General features: G+C 39.1%; 11 protein-coding genes and 5 pseudogenes. 1 reads left to right on the top strand and 15 read right to left on the bottom strand.

The genetic code is table 11. The features are described 5' to 3' along the window. Nucleotides 1-202 precede the first annotated feature (202 nt). The 3 genes and pseudogenes from gnd to ACO7SM_RS08135 form a co-directional block, all read right to left on the bottom strand. On the bottom strand, nucleotides 203-1,609 hold the full coding sequence (gene gnd / locus ACO7SM_RS08145) for an NADP-dependent phosphogluconate dehydrogenase (protein WP_490470407.1): 1,407 nt from the start codon (nucleotides 1,607-1,609) through the stop codon (nucleotides 203-205). A gap of 135 nt (nucleotides 1,610-1,744) precedes the next feature. After that, entirely contained in the window at nucleotides 1,745-3,373 is a 1,629-nt protein-coding gene (locus tag ACO7SM_RS08140) for an LTA synthase family protein (protein ID WP_490470406.1), read from the bottom strand. Nucleotides 3,374-3,428: 55 nt separating this feature from the next. Then, nucleotides 3,429-3,660: pseudogene (locus ACO7SM_RS08135) on the bottom strand (IS630 family transposase); the annotation flags it as partial. A 64-nt stretch (nucleotides 3,661-3,724) separates the two neighbouring features. On the opposite strand from ACO7SM_RS08135, the pseudogene ACO7SM_RS08130 reads away from it, so the two are divergent. Beyond that, nucleotides 3,725-4,866: pseudogene (locus tag ACO7SM_RS08130) on the top strand (IS3 family transposase). 30 nt (nucleotides 4,867-4,896) lie between these two features. On the opposite strand, the pseudogene ACO7SM_RS08125 reads toward ACO7SM_RS08130, so the two are convergent. From ACO7SM_RS08125 to rfbA, 12 genes and pseudogenes are all read right to left on the bottom strand, one after another. Continuing rightward, nucleotides 4,897-5,584: pseudogene (locus tag ACO7SM_RS08125) on the bottom strand (helix-turn-helix domain-containing protein); the annotation flags it as partial. A gap of 99 nt (nucleotides 5,585-5,683) precedes the next feature. Further along, nucleotides 5,684-6,838: a glycosyltransferase family 4 protein gene (locus ACO7SM_RS08120; protein WP_490470405.1), complete on the bottom strand. Its 1,155-nt coding sequence runs from the start codon at nucleotides 6,836-6,838 to the stop codon at nucleotides 5,684-5,686. A 1-nt stretch (nucleotide 6,839) separates the two neighbouring features. Further along, the gene (locus ACO7SM_RS08115; RefSeq protein WP_490470404.1) at nucleotides 6,840-7,757 is read right to left on the bottom strand and encodes a rhamnosyltransferase; all 918 of its coding nucleotides are present in this window, start codon (nucleotides 7,755-7,757) and stop codon (nucleotides 6,840-6,842) included. A 24-nt stretch (nucleotides 7,758-7,781) separates the two neighbouring features. Next, a complete protein-coding gene (locus ACO7SM_RS08110) occupies nucleotides 7,782-8,771 on the bottom strand; it encodes an EpsG family protein (protein WP_490470403.1) in 990 nt (329 codons plus the stop codon). Between the two features lie 54 nt (nucleotides 8,772-8,825). Then, nucleotides 8,826-9,377, bottom strand: coding sequence for a dTDP-4-dehydrorhamnose 3,5-epimerase (gene rfbC / locus ACO7SM_RS08105; RefSeq protein WP_490470402.1), 552 nt, complete (start codon nucleotides 9,375-9,377; stop codon nucleotides 8,826-8,828). Between the two features lie 19 nt (nucleotides 9,378-9,396). Continuing rightward, nucleotides 9,397-10,431, bottom strand: coding sequence for a glycosyltransferase family 4 protein (locus tag ACO7SM_RS08100; protein WP_490470401.1), 1,035 nt, complete (start codon nucleotides 10,429-10,431; stop codon nucleotides 9,397-9,399). Then, nucleotides 10,428-11,702 carry an O-antigen translocase gene (locus tag ACO7SM_RS08095; protein WP_490470400.1) on the bottom strand — a complete coding sequence of 425 codons (1,275 nt, stop codon included), beginning with the start codon at nucleotides 11,700-11,702 and terminating at the stop codon, nucleotides 10,428-10,430. The genes ACO7SM_RS08100 and ACO7SM_RS08095 overlap by 4 nt, the downstream gene beginning before the upstream one ends. After that, nucleotides 11,702-12,808, bottom strand: coding sequence for a DegT/DnrJ/EryC1/StrS family aminotransferase (locus ACO7SM_RS08090; RefSeq protein ID WP_490470399.1), 1,107 nt, complete (start codon nucleotides 12,806-12,808; stop codon nucleotides 11,702-11,704). The genes ACO7SM_RS08095 and ACO7SM_RS08090 overlap by 1 nt, the downstream gene beginning before the upstream one ends. A 17-nt stretch (nucleotides 12,809-12,825) precedes the next feature. Continuing rightward, nucleotides 12,826-13,038: pseudogene (locus ACO7SM_RS08085) on the bottom strand (acyltransferase); the annotation flags it as partial. Between the two features lie 6 nt (nucleotides 13,039-13,044). Further along, nucleotides 13,045-13,269: pseudogene (locus ACO7SM_RS08080) on the bottom strand (DapH/DapD/GlmU-related protein); the annotation flags it as partial. Continuing rightward, nucleotides 13,256-13,666, bottom strand: coding sequence for a sugar 3,4-ketoisomerase (locus ACO7SM_RS08075; protein WP_490470398.1), 411 nt, complete (start codon nucleotides 13,664-13,666; stop codon nucleotides 13,256-13,258). The pseudogene ACO7SM_RS08080 and the gene ACO7SM_RS08075, both read right to left, overlap by 14 nt. 14 nt (nucleotides 13,667-13,680) lie before the next feature. Further along, the gene (gene rfbA / locus ACO7SM_RS08070; RefSeq protein WP_490470397.1) at nucleotides 13,681-14,559 is read right to left on the bottom strand and encodes a glucose-1-phosphate thymidylyltransferase RfbA; all 879 of its coding nucleotides are present in this window, start codon (nucleotides 14,557-14,559) and stop codon (nucleotides 13,681-13,683) included. Between the last annotated feature and the right edge of the window lie 35 nt (nucleotides 14,560-14,594).

Raw genomic sequence — 14,594 nt, 5'->3', positions numbered from 1 at the left:
ATGTTTGACACCCTGATAAGATTTAAAAGTTTTAACGCCTGAGTGAATATTGTGTCAATGAAGGCGAAAACATTTCGGATTTTCTTTATCAGAATAAACGGTATTTATTAAGTTAGTATTAAGGAATGAAAAGAAATCAATCAGATTATAGACAAAAAAAAGCCCGGTTATAAACCGGGCTCACGCATACACAGTTTCTGGATTATTCCAGCCATTCGGTATGGAAAACACCTTCTTTATCAGTGCGTTTATAAGTATGCGCACCAAAGTAGTCACGCTGCGCCTGGATCAGGTTTGCAGGCAAAACGGCGGCACGATAACTGTCGTAGTAGGCAACTGCCGCGGAGAAGGTCGGAACAGGAATACCGTTCTGAACCGCATAAGCCACCACGTCACGCAGTGCTTGCTGGTATTCATCAGCAATGTTCTTGAAGTACGGTGCCAGCAGTAAGTTTGCAATGTTTGCATTCTCTGCATAGGCGTCGGTGATCTTTTGCAGGAACTGGGCACGAATGATACAACCCGCGCGGAAGATTTTCGCAATCTCACCGTAGTTCAGATCCCAGTTGTACTCGTCAGAAGCAGCGCGCAATTGAGAGAAGCCCTGAGCGTAGGAAACGATTTTCCCCAGATACAGAGCACGACGAACTTTCTCAATAAATTCCGCTTTTTCACCTGCCAGCTGTGCTTTCGGCCCAGTAAGAACCTTAGACGCTGCTACACGTTGGTTTTTCAGCGAAGAGATGTAGCGTGCAAACACAGACTCGGTGATCAAAGACAGCGGTTCGCCGAGGTCAAGAGAACTCTGGCTGGTCCATTTGCCGGTACCTTTGTTAGCCGCTTCATCAAGGATCACATCGACCAGGTATTTACCTTCTTCATCTTTTTTGGTGAAGATGTCTTTTGTAATGTCGATCAGGTAGCTACTCAGCTCACCATTGTTCCACTCGGTAAAAGTGCTCGCCAGTTCTTCGTTGCTGAGGTTCAGACCACCTTTCAGCAGGGAATAGGCTTCAGCTATCAGTTGCATGTCGCCGTATTCAATGCCGTTATGCACCATCTTCACATAATGGCCTGCGCCATCAGCACCGATGTAGGTAACACAAGGCTCACCATCTTCTGCAACGGCAGCGATTTTAGTCAGAATCGGCGCAACCAGCTCGTAGGCTTCTTTCTGGCCGCCAGGCATAATAGATGGCCCTTTCAGCGCGCCCTCCTCACCACCGGAAACACCGGTACCGATGAAGTTAAATCCTTCAGCAGAAAGCTCACGGTTACGACGAATGGTGTCCTGGAAGAAGGTGTTACCACCATCAATGATGATGTCGCCCTTATCCAGATACGGCTTCAGTGAATCGATAGCGGCATCGGTACCCGCACCGGCTTTCACCATTAACAGGATACGACGAGGCGTTTCAAGGGATTCAACAAACTCTTTTACCGTGTAGTAAGGCACCAGTTTCTTGCCTGGATTCTCGGCAATCACTTCTTCGGTCTTTTCACGGGAGCGGTTGAAAACGGAGACGGTATAACCACGGCTTTCGATGTTGAGCGCGAGGTTGCGCCCCATCACTGCCATACCGACGACGCCAATCTGCTGCTTAGACATTACATACTCCTGTCAGGTGTGGTCACCGCGCGACGTATGCGCGGCTTGAATGTATGAGAGATATTAACTCAGTTTTAAGCCGTCAGGAAAGGTATATTATATCTATACGATTAATTTCATCATATTCAATTTGAACTACCCACTAACATTGTAAAACTCACTAACGTTTGAGTTAGTAGATGCTTTTTTCACGCCATAGTCAGGGTAAATCGCTGGGAAGGTGTTATAGTATTCATCGCCAATAGCAGTGGTGTTTGAAAATTCACTCTTACAATAATAATCCAAGAGAGAACAACCTAAAAAATAATTCGGCTGATTATTAATTTGCAACATCTGCAAAATTGTAGGAGCTAATGATAAACTATTTTCCCCCTGAGCATTTTTTTCAATTGGTGAGTTACCTGAATTATAAATAATTAAAGGTATCTGATCGACAAAGTAGTCTGCATTGATGCCAAATGACTTTTTAAATTCAGGTGTTGGAAATGTTGAATGATCTGCAGTGATAATAATTGTTGTGTTCTTCGAGAAACTGCTCTTATCAAAATAGCGAATAAAATCACCTAACTGAGCATCGTAGTTGTGAAATTTATTATAGTAAATATTACTTCCGTCTTTATATTTTAAGTCGGGGCTTTCACGTCCATGATGAGTTCCTGATGGATATACTCCAATAAAAAAAGGTTTACTACTTTCTTTTCGAGTTTCTAACAAGTGCATGAGGGCTGAAAAAGTTTGCTTATCCGTCATTCTATCCTCTTGATAGAAATTAAAATCTCCCATCCCATAGACATCCTTGAACGCCATGCTTTTAAGCATAGTGTTCAATGTGCTATTTCTCTCTGTTGACGAGAGGAATATTGTATCAAACCCTTGATCGTTTAAAATTTCAGGTAGAGATACAAGACGCCCTTTATAAATTGATGTAACGACGTCAGGTGTTATTTGTGCAAAGCCATCATTATTAGCTCCCCATCCGTCTTTATATTGGTAAGCAGATGTTAGCTGTCCTCTAAGACCTCGAAAAGTAGCCGCTGTGTGGTTATAGTAATTAGAGTAACTAACTGATTTTTTTATTAAAAAATCCAAGTTTGGAGTTAAATTTAGGTTTTTATGATTGACATTATCAATAACCCCTAAAGACATTCCCTCAGTAAAAATAACGATTATATTTTTATTTTTTGAAATAAATTTCTTATCATTCCTGTCATTGTCCCACAATAGAACTTTCAAGTATTTATTAGCGATCTCAGGATAATTATATGCTGGTTTGTAAGTGACCTGTTTATAGTAAGATTGCGCTGTTATACCTAAAGAATGTAGTGGCAACGGTAGAAAATAAATACAACCACTAATTGCTATTAAGGAAATAAACTTTTTACTGTTCCCACCTTGAAATGGGCTATTTTTTGTACTCACAACCAAAAGGGATGCTAAAATATACAGAAGAACAACAATAACTAGCTTCAGAGCACCACTTAAGCCTAAAGCTGAAAATTCAGCAGCATTTGTTAATGTTAATGGAATAATAAAAGAGCCACTGGATAAAATCGACGCAACTTGCCCCCCCAGGATGAAGCAATACAATAACCAAAGTAATAGCCTTGGTTTCCATTTTAGTTGAATAATTAACAGATAAATAAGAGCAACTTCGATATAGATCCATAAAAGGATATCCAATCGATTGCCAAGATAGACAAAAAGAGCTGTTAATATTACCACCAGCAGCAACGGGAAAATTAATCTTAAAATCGATATTTTCATTTGTATAAGTTATTAAAATAGAGGTAAATTAACTAAATAGCTGCGCCTAATACAGCTACACTTTTGCCAGATCATGTTTCCCTCCGGGGAATGGGCTGGTGCTGTCCATAAAATGCCATACCTTTTTCAGCAACTGCCACATTGCGGGTTATGGTGTCATGAAGCGCTTGCCATAGCCGCTCAACATGGTATACCCATGGCGAGTAAACCAGTTGATAAATGACTGTGAGCTTCGGGTTCACTTTCAGCCAGCGCTGGGTTTCATGGCTTTTGTGGATGATGTAGTTTGATCTTACCCACCTATAGTGGACACGGGACTAAGTGAGTAAACTCTCAAGTAAGAGGTAACTCATGACAAAATCAGTATCAACCAGTAAAAAGCCCCGTAAGCAACACACACCTGAATTTCGCCAGGAAGCCCTGAAACTCGCGGAGCGCATTGGTGTTGCCGCCGCAGCCCGTGAACTCAGTCTTTACGAATCACAGCTTTATGCCTGGCGCAGTAAGCGGAAGAACGCACATTCCTCTTCTGAACGTGAGCTGGAAATGTCCGTTGAAATAGCCCGCCTGAAACGACAACTGGCAGAACGGGACGAGGAACTGGCCATTCTCCAAAAGGCCGCGACATAATTCGCGAAGCGCCTGAAATGAAGTATGTCTTTATCGAAAAGCATCGGGCAGAGTTCAATGTGTCGGGTGCTTAGGGTTGCCCGCAGCGGCTGGTATGCCTAGTGTCTGCGTCGCCATCAGATACGCCCGCGCCAGCAGTTCCGCCTCACTTGCGATAAGGCCGTTTATCAGGCATTCACTGCAGCAAAACAGCGTTATGGTGCGCCCCGTCTTGCTGATGAACTACCGGAGTACAACATCAAAACCATTGCCGCCAGCCTGCGTCGTCAGGGGCTGCGGGCGAAAGCCTGCCGTAAGTTCAGCGCGACCAGCTATCGGGCGCACGGCCTGCCCGTGTCAGATAATCTGCTGAAACAGGATTTTTACGCCAGCGGCCCGAACCAGAAGTGGGCAGGTGACATCACGTATCTGCGCACCGATGAGGGCTGGTTGTATCTCGCGGTGGTCATCGACCTGTGGTCGCGGGCGGTTATTGGGGCTGGTCGATGTCACCGCGTATGACAGCACAACTGGCCTGTGATGCGCTGCAAATGGCACTATGGCAGTGTAAACGTCCAGAAAATGTCATTGTTCACACTGATCGTGGTGGCCAGCACTGCTCATCGGATTATTAGATCTTGCTGAAACGCCATAATCTGCGGGGCAGCATGAGTGCCAAGGGTTGCTGCTACGATAATGCCTGTGTGGAAAGCTTCTTCCACTCACTGAAAGTCGAATGCATCCACGGAGAGCGCTTTATCAGCCGGGAAATAATGCGGACGGCAGTGTTTAATTATATCGAGTGTGATTACAATCGCTGGCGTCGTCACAGTGCCTGTGGCGGCCACAGCCCGGAACAAATTGAAAACCAGAACCTCGCGTAGAGCTGTGTCCACATTACGTGGGTAGGATCAGTTATCCACAATAATCGCTATCGTTTTTGCCCGGCGATACAATGATTTCAGGTGTCTGCACAGCTTAATGAACAACGCTGAACTTTTACTGTTGCCGCCAATATGGCTGACTTTTCCCGTGCCGCTGTGCAGCGCACCGCCAGGTAGTATTTTTCATTCTGCCCCAGTGTGATCACGCGTTTTGCTGTCCGCGCCGATATTAGGATTGAGATGAATATCGACTTCATCCTTATGTGGGTCCCAGATGCGCAGAGTCGGTACAGCTCTGCTCCATACTATCCCGGCTGATGGCAGCCAGCGACGGACGGTTCCTGCATGTAGCTGGCTACCTTATTATCTCTTTGATTTTTATAGCCAGTAACACAGTGCTCCAGCGTGAACGCTGATAACCAAAATCGCCTGGAGAGTACTTTATCAGTTCTACAGATGTGTTCAAAAGGCCAGCGTCGGGAGCGTCCGGCAGGCAACGATTTCAGACCTTCGGCCCTCGAAAGCGTAAACCAATTAATCCAGCAGCCTACTGATGAGCGGGCGCAGCAGAGCGTTCTGGCGATTTCACTGACAGGTCACCCCGGTGCAGCATCAGCATGGCGGTCAATCTGTGGGCATGGTTCTTGTCACGCGTTTTATGGACTGCTTCCTGCAGCAGGCGTCGTTCGTCACGGGGTATTGGTGCTATGATCGGCATCGCTCAGTCCGGTTTGTGGTTCGGGATATTTGGCGATTGATCAGATCGCACAATCCGGGCTGAGTTCCCTTTAAGTGATCTACTATTGGGCGCAGCTATTTAGTGACTGAGCTGTAATAACCTTAAATACATCTTTTGTATTTTTTCTATTCTTATATCTATATCATAGGCAGATTCTATACTTTCTCTCGCTGCTGATCCAATCGATTTTCTAATATCTGGATCATCAATTAACAATTGTAATTTATCGTATAAATTGTCAGGGCCGTTATCTAAATTAAAAAGAAGACCATCATGGAAATTATTTATAATAACATTATTGCCTGGAATGTTTGAGGCGACACATGGGATACCACAACTTTTAGCTTCAAGTATAGCCAGTGGCATGCCTTCCCATAATGATGGTAAAACAAAAACATCAAGGGTATTGAGAATATTAAAAGTATCATTACGCCAACCAAGTAACTTTACATTACTCTCTAAATTCCTCGACTTAATAAAGCTCATCATCTCATTACTTAACTCACCATCCCCAATAAACAGGCATTTTACATGTTCATTTTTATCTATTAATTTTTCTACAGCACGTAATAAGCACATTGGATTTTTTTGAGGCCAAAGTCTACCTATCATGCCAATAATGAAGTCATTCACGTCCGAATTAGCTATTTCTCTTCGAAAATAATTTTTTATATCGGGTTCATATGGTGAAAATTTTACGATATCAACCCCATTACCTATTATATGTATACTCTTCTTATTAACTTTAACTACTTTTTCTGCAATCTTGGCGTCATCTTCATGAAGGCAAATTACTATATCCCCACAAAATGAACCTATTTTTTCCATGCTCCAAAATAGCAAATACTGTAATTTATTCTTTGCCACAGGAAAGGAAAAACCATGAACAGTATGAACAATCAACTTTGTTCTATTTAACCAAGCAGCAATTCTGCCTAATACTCCAGTTTTTGAAGAATGAGTGTGGACAATATCGAAATGATTAGACCGTATTATTTTCCATAAACTGTACAGTGATTTTGCATCTTTCATGAAAGATATATTTCTAACTAAACTTGGCACGAACAAACATTTTATTCCATACTTCTGAGCCTCTTCCGTTAATGGTCCTCTTTCCTTGCAAATCAAATATTTTTCAAATTTACTATTATCTAAGCGAATTAATTCGTCAAGACAAACTCTTTGTACACCACTTAAAAGTGGCAGTAGTTGAATATGAGCAATTTTTATCATTTTAAAACTTATATTTACATGGCCCAAAGTTACCTAAAATACCATCTTTAAAAGCAGCTATTGTATATTTCAGGAAAGTCATCTTATTAGATGATGTTACAAAACCAACAATTATTCTCAAGCCATTAAAAATTATCTCACGCAGTTTATAACCTAATGGTACATACGGCAGCCTTAGCATTTTAAAGCTATTCCTGATAAGAAAATAGCGTCTGAAAGGGCTATGACATGATATAGTTCGCCCCATAATTGATATTCTCTTATCTCCAATAGTATGTGCCATTGAAGCCTTTGGTGTTATATAAACCTTATAACCATTCTGTTTTGCTCTTAAGGACCATTCTACATCTATATAATCAATAAACAATTCATCAAGCATTCCACCAACATCGTTAAGTACGTCAAGTCGTATTAAGCAACCAGATGCAATTAAAAAAGTCGCTTCAACAGGTTCATCATGTAAACTTACGCGTTTGATAAATGGGCCATTATAAATTGTTGCAGGATACATTTTATTATTATCAGGGTCATAAAAACTCGGACCAATGGCGCCTACCTTAATACCCTTCAGGAGTAATCCTTTTTCATCTACTAGTAAATTTTCAATGAAGTTATTATTTATAATACTGTCCTGATCAAATAATATTATATGTTTTACATTAAGATTTTTTTTAACATATTGAATGCCTTCATTTTGGGCAGAAGCCAAACCTATATTCCTAACTTGGTCAATGAAAGTTAAATTTGAGGCAGAGTGAAATGCAACCTCCTGAATATCGCTCATATTTTGTGAGCCATTATCGATTATTATAATTTGGCTAACCTGCTCAGAAATACTATTAACTACTTTACCGAAGTTATTCAAGTCTGGATTGAATGTAACAAGTATGGCTGCTACCGAAGATATATCCGAGGTCACTGAGGTTTTCCTTTATCTCTAAGATCAAAAGTTAATAATAGGATTAACGAAGTAATATGCAATGAAACGATGAAAAGACATGATTACGAGGATTAATAACAGTAATAATCTAAGTTTGGCCAACTTTACGTCAGCATATGATAATACAACATTATCTACATATCTCGAATATAAACATGCAATGATAGCAAATGGGCTTAGGGAAAGAAGCTCATATAATCTTATCGATAGAACGGGTGAGAATGATAAAGCGGCAAGTAAGATAACACTGCATATAAATAAGAACGAGAATAAATTATACTTTTTAAATATGATATGTAAATCATCTCGATATCGACTTAATCTTTTCCCTACAAAAAAATTAATTAGAAAAAAAGCAAAGGCAAATATCAGTGTAAATGAGTATTTGTTTACCTCCGACATATCGGAATTCTCAAGATATGAACTAAATAATGGATTTATGTTTACAAACACATCTGAATTTCGTTCAAGAAGCACAGGGAAAATTGTAGCTATACCTATAACTATTGCTAGCCATACAAATTTGTATGACTTGATAACATTCCCTAACAGGAGTAACACAATAAATATCGCAGATGAATAATGAAATGCAATTGCCAGAAGAAGGAAAAACAAACTTAGACTGATATTTTTACAGCGAAAACCAACAAATCCAAGTGCTATTGCCATAGCTGCACGAATCTGAGTTCCTTCATGTAAAGCTAACAATGAAATACAATATAATACATATAGTATTAATAATATAGCACCATTCGTACTAAAAGATTTCATTACATAAAATTTAAATGCCAAAGAAAACGCCACCAAAAGAAGCCAGTAAGAGCTTAAATCATTACATAATGATTTAAATGCTATAACTGAAGTACGAAACCCAAGTTCCATTCTCTCAAAAGATGGGTCATTAATCGTATATTTAAATAAATCACTGTATGCTTCATGATCATTTGAGTATGGCATGATACTTACAGCATAAACGGTGGCAATGATTAACATTAAAGTATATATGATATTTATTCTATATATGAGCATTTTGGCTGATTTAAAATTTTATTTGAATAATATACTATCTATAAAACTAGCAGCTTTTTTATCTTTATCCGAAAGAATATATTTACCACAATCTGTAGGCCACTCTATGGCTAGCTCAGGATCATTGAATTTGATTGAGCACTCACTTATAGGCGAATAATAATTTGTAGTTTTGTACATAAATTCAGCACGCTCGCTTAAAACTAAAAAACCATGAGCAAAACCTTCTGGAATCCAAAATTGTCTCATATTATCAGCAGATAAATGTACTCCAACCCATTTGCCAAAAGTATCTGACGATCGCCTAATATCCACAGCAACATCAAATACTTCGCCAAACGTGCAACGCACCAGTTTTCCCTGCGCATACGGCTCTAATTGATAATGTAATCCACGTAATACTCCCTGACCTGAAGATGAATGATTATCTTGAACAAAGTCTATTTTTCTTCCAATGTGCTCTTCAAACTTTTGTTTATTATAACTTTCAAGAAAAAAACCTCGATTATCACCAAAAACTTGAGGTTCGATAATTTTAAGATCATCTATCAGAGTATCTATAACTTTCATTTACTATACCATTTAAATTTTAATTATTGATGATAATATTATTCAACATCTCATACACATTATTCCAGGAAAGCTCCTGAACATTCTGTATATTACTTTTTATTTCATTCAAGTACTGTTGCTCCGACATGTTAAAAAAGAGATTGATCTTGTCTTGAATCTGAATTGATTCATAGGTTTTCAGTCGTAGTAAAGAATGCGTATTATAAAGAGGCGCATAGTTTGAAATGACTGCACACCCGCAGGCCATTGCTTCAGCACAGGGATAATGAAACGCCCCATCCTCTACGAGACCCACAGCAAGGATTAGTCCATTGCTATTATAAAAAGCCGCTAAATCATAATCATTTTGGATTGGATAATACTGAAATTTAACCTTATTTTTCTGTAAGAGCAATCGAGATTCATCCGATAGATAAACTGCAATATTCAATTGTACTTCTTGTATTTTAGGCCACTCACATAGTAATTTAACAAGTTCATGTGTACCTTTATGCTTTTCCTTTCTACCGATAAATCCTATATTATATTTATCTATATTATTCACCAATAAAGGTTTAAATACATTTATGTCAATACCTGCTGGTACGATCCCTACATAATTGTTTATTTTTTTAGGTAAAAGGAGTTGACTATTAACAATTTTTTTTAATGGTAGATAGTAAGTCAGGTTTGCTATAAACTTTCTGAAAGTGGATTTAAAAAACACGACCTCATATGCTTGTATATAGTAATATTTTTTGGTTTTAATTCCCAAGAAAAGTACTATAAAAACAGTAAGATGAAAGCTAGCAATAGCAGTATCAGCTTTCAAAGCTCGAGCATAAATAATGACTTTAAAGAAATTAATTATGAAGTTAATTAGACGCGAAAACCTAACCTCATCTTTTACATGCAAAACCTTAGCTTTGGTTGGATAATATGGCTTCCCATTTTTTTGTGGCGATATAAAGAAAACCTCGTGTCCGCGTTCAACCAATCCTGTAGCTAGCTTAGATAAAACTCTTTCTCCTCCAGCCTTACCAAATCCCAAGACAGGAAAAATAATCCTCATGCTTTTTCCTTTTTATCTTTGTGATGGTCCACAATATTTGTATAAATAAAAGCAAATAAGAAATATAAAATATAATTCAACATATATCCTATACTTGCCCCCTGAACTCCCAGTGACTTTATTGAAATAAAGCTTAGACATACTAATCCTAATGAAAAAACAATCTCCGAACCAATATAAACCTTTATTTTCCCTTGAGCTAAAATTGGATAAGCATAAAGAAAACCAGCTATTTTAGCCACATCTCCGATTAATTGATAGATAAATAAATCTCTCGCTGCGCGAAACTCTTCTGTAAATAAAATAGTAATGATTAAATCCCGCAACATAAACACGATCAATGCCAATACTGCCGTTATACTAATTACTGTTGGTGAGAGAGTATTAATTTCTTTCTTCATCAGCCCAGCATATTTCAATGCTGATAACCGAGGTAGTAAATAAGTTGAAAGAGCAACAGTGACAACACTAAGGTAGACTTCTGATATTTTCCACACAGCTTGCCAATTCCCAGCATCTTTCCAGCCGGTCATATCGATTAGCATATTGCGGACAGCTAATAAAGCAAGCGGCATTGCCAATGCCGTAATTAATGCCATTAGGCTATAATTCAATACTGGTTTAATCTGTCTTATATTTACTCGCATAAACCAGTATTGATATTTAAACCATGTTCTATTGACGCAGGCAAGAATGAGCACCACCCCTGAAATTGCACTATAAAGAACAGTTGCAATTAACGCGCCCTTAAGTTTAAACAGAATAACTAAAAGTATCATTATTACTGTGGAAACAATCACTGACAGCATACCCAAAAATATATACTGCCTATATTTTTGCTGTCCGTTAATTACTGATGCAATACATACATTTGCAACTGATAGTGGCAAAAAACATGCAGCAAAAATGATAAACCACTGGTAGTGTTGTTCCTTAAAAAGCAGGAATGATAGCCACTGAGAGCACAAAATGGTTGATGGGATAAGTACTATCATCCCGATTATTGTAATTCGAAGACATGCACTCCACCACGGAGCGCATGCTTTTTCTCCCTCTTCCCAATTCTCAGCAGTATAGCGTACTAAACCACTACCAACCGGCGCAGTTACTATTCCTGTCGCTATGTTGATAAAACTTTGTACCTGTCCAAGCACAGCAATCCCTGCCTGACCTGTATAGATAGCAATCACTTTTCCTATAGCAAAACCAGCTAACATCTTCAAAAAAGTGTAAGTAGCTGAAAGAATAGTAACCTTAAAAAAATGTTTCATTATATATATTCGTTCATTTTCTGAATTACATAATCAACTTCATCATCCTTCATTACAGGACTTAATGGCAATGATAAAATTTCTTCATGTATTTTTTCTGTCACAGGTAGCTGAAGGCACGAATATTTTTTATATGCTTGTTGTTTATGTGGAGGTAAAGGGTAGTGGATTAATGTTTGAATGCTGTTATCAGTGAGATACTGTTGTAATTTATTCCTATCGTCAGTTCTTACCACGAATAGATGCCAAACATGAGAATTTGGTTCTTTTACTAGTGGTAATATTATTTTATCGTTTTTTATTTCACTCATATATCGCTGAGCAATTTCCCTACGAATATTTGTATCAGAATCAAGATGGGGGATTTTGACTCTGAGAAATGCCGCCTGTAATTCATCAAGACGACTGTTCAGCCCTTCGTATAAGTTTTCATACTTTTTATGTGACCCATAGTTTCTTAATGCTTTTAGCGTATTCGCTAAAGTTGGGTCATCCGTAGTTATAGCTCCAGCATCGCCAAGTGCGCCTAAATTCTTACCAGGATAAAAGCTGAAACCTGCAGCATCTCCCCAAGCCCCGGCTTTTATACCATCACTGGATGCTCCATGGGCTTGCGCGCAATCTTCCAGAACAAGTAAGTTATGTTGCTTTGCAATCGCGATAATAGACTTCATGTCACATAGTTGACCGTAAAGATGAACTGGTAATATCGCTTTTGTCTTAGGAGTAATACTTTTCACAATCGCTTTTGGGTCGATGTTGTAAGAACCTATATCCGGCTCAACCATGACAGGTATAAGATTGTTCTCTGTAACTGCCAAGATAGAGGCTATATATGTATTCGCTGGTACAATGACCTCATCGCCATTTTTCAAATACCCCAACTCTTTCCAGGCTCGTAACACAAGATTTAAGGCATCAAGCCCATTTGCGACTCCTATGCAATATTTGACCTTACAATAATCAGCAAATTCTTGTTCGAATGCAGATAGCTCATTCCCCATAATATACCAACCAGAATCAAGCACCCTTTTAAAAGCCGAAATGAGATCTTTATTTTGACGATTATTGATTTCAAAAAGATCCAAAAACTTTACTGTTTTCATTTTTTTTCAATCCATTTAATAAATTTTGCTGGGTTGCCTGCGACAATAGCATATGAAGGAACATTTTTAGTTACAACGCTTCCTGCACCTATGATTGCATACTCGCCAATCTCAGTTCCTGGAAGTATGGTAGCATTTGCTCCAACTGATGCGCCTTTTCTAACAATTGTTCTCTGGAATGACTCAGGATATTCTTTTGAACGTGGATATTTATCGTTGGTAAATGCCACACATGGACCGATAAAAGCGTTATCTTCAATAGTTATTCCATCCCAAATATAGACGCCACTTTTTATTGTTACATTGTCGCCTATATAGACATCATTTTCTATAAATGAATTTGCACATATGTTGCAGTTTTTTCCAATTTTGGCTTTTTCTAAGATTACTACAAATTGCCAAATCGTTGTACCTATACCAATATTAGTAGTTTGTACGTCACTGAGCTTATGAATTTTCATTAGTATCTGCTCTGAATATGAAATCTTCATAATCACGGATATAATCTGATTCTTTGTAGTAATCATCAGCTATGACCATCAATATGCAATCCTCGCTAAAATCATACATTTCGTGCCATATTAGAGGTTCTATCAGCAAACCTACTGATGGATCGTTAAGTTCTATTTCTTTTTTTTCCTTCCCATCATCCATATGAAATTTACACGCACCCCTAGCTACAACAGCCAATTGTCGAGTTTTTATATGAGCATGAAAACCACGCCTGACACCTTTTTTTGTATCGAAAATATAATATATTCTTTTAATAGGGAACGGTATGTTTTTTTCTTCTTCTAAAGCTATTAATAGACCTCTTTCATCTCCATGTTTTTGCAGAGGTATCATTTGAATAATCATTTCATTTTCCCTAATTAGTAACCTTTAATCATTTTAAGCAGATATTGCCCGTAAGCATTTTTCTTCAGCGGCTCGGCCAGCTTTTTCACTTGCTCTGCATCAATGAACCCTTTACGGTAGGCAATCTCTTCCGGGCAAGAAACTTTCAGACCCTGGCGTTCTTCAATTGTGGCAATGAAATTACTTGCCTCAATCAAGCTTTGATGTGTGCCCGTATCCAGCCACGCATACCCACGGCCCATCATGGCTACTGACATACGCCCTTGCTCAAGATAGATGCGGTTAATATCGGTGATTTCTAACTCACCGCGCGGTGAAGGTTTCAGGCTCTTCGCTATTTCTACAACATCATTGTCATAAAAATATAACCCCGTTACCGCATAATTGCTTTTCGGCTCCAGAGGTTTCTCTTCCAAACTGATGGCTGTACCGTTTTTATCAAATTCAACCACGCCGTAACGTTCTGGATCGTTAACATGATAGGCAAATACGGTGGCCCCACTCTCTTTATCAACTGCCGCAGCCAGCTGTTTAGGCAGATCGTGACCGTAAAAGATATTGTCGCCCAGGACCAGAGCGCAATCATCTTGACCAATAAACTCTTCACCAATGATAAAGGCCTGCGCGAGGCCATCCGGGCTTGGCTGAACTTTATATTGCAGGTTAAGACCCCACTGGCTGCCATCGCCGAGCAACTGCTCAAAGCGAGGCGTATCCTGTGGCGTACTGATAATTAGAATATCGCGAATGCCAGCCAGCATCAGTGTAGACAGCGGGTAGTAAATCATCGGTTTATCGAAGATCGGCAGCAGCTGTTTACTTACCGCCATCGTTACCGGATAAAGACGCGTACCCGAGCCACCTGCCAGAATAATACCTTTACGAGTTTTCATTTTGCATTCTCAAACAGAAAATGCCCACAGAGGGG

The sequence above is a fragment of the Citrobacter sp. LJND-P06 genome (assembly GCF_058188415.1).
Note: the sequence above shows the minus strand (reverse complement) of the source record. Positions and strands in the feature narration are given on the sequence as shown.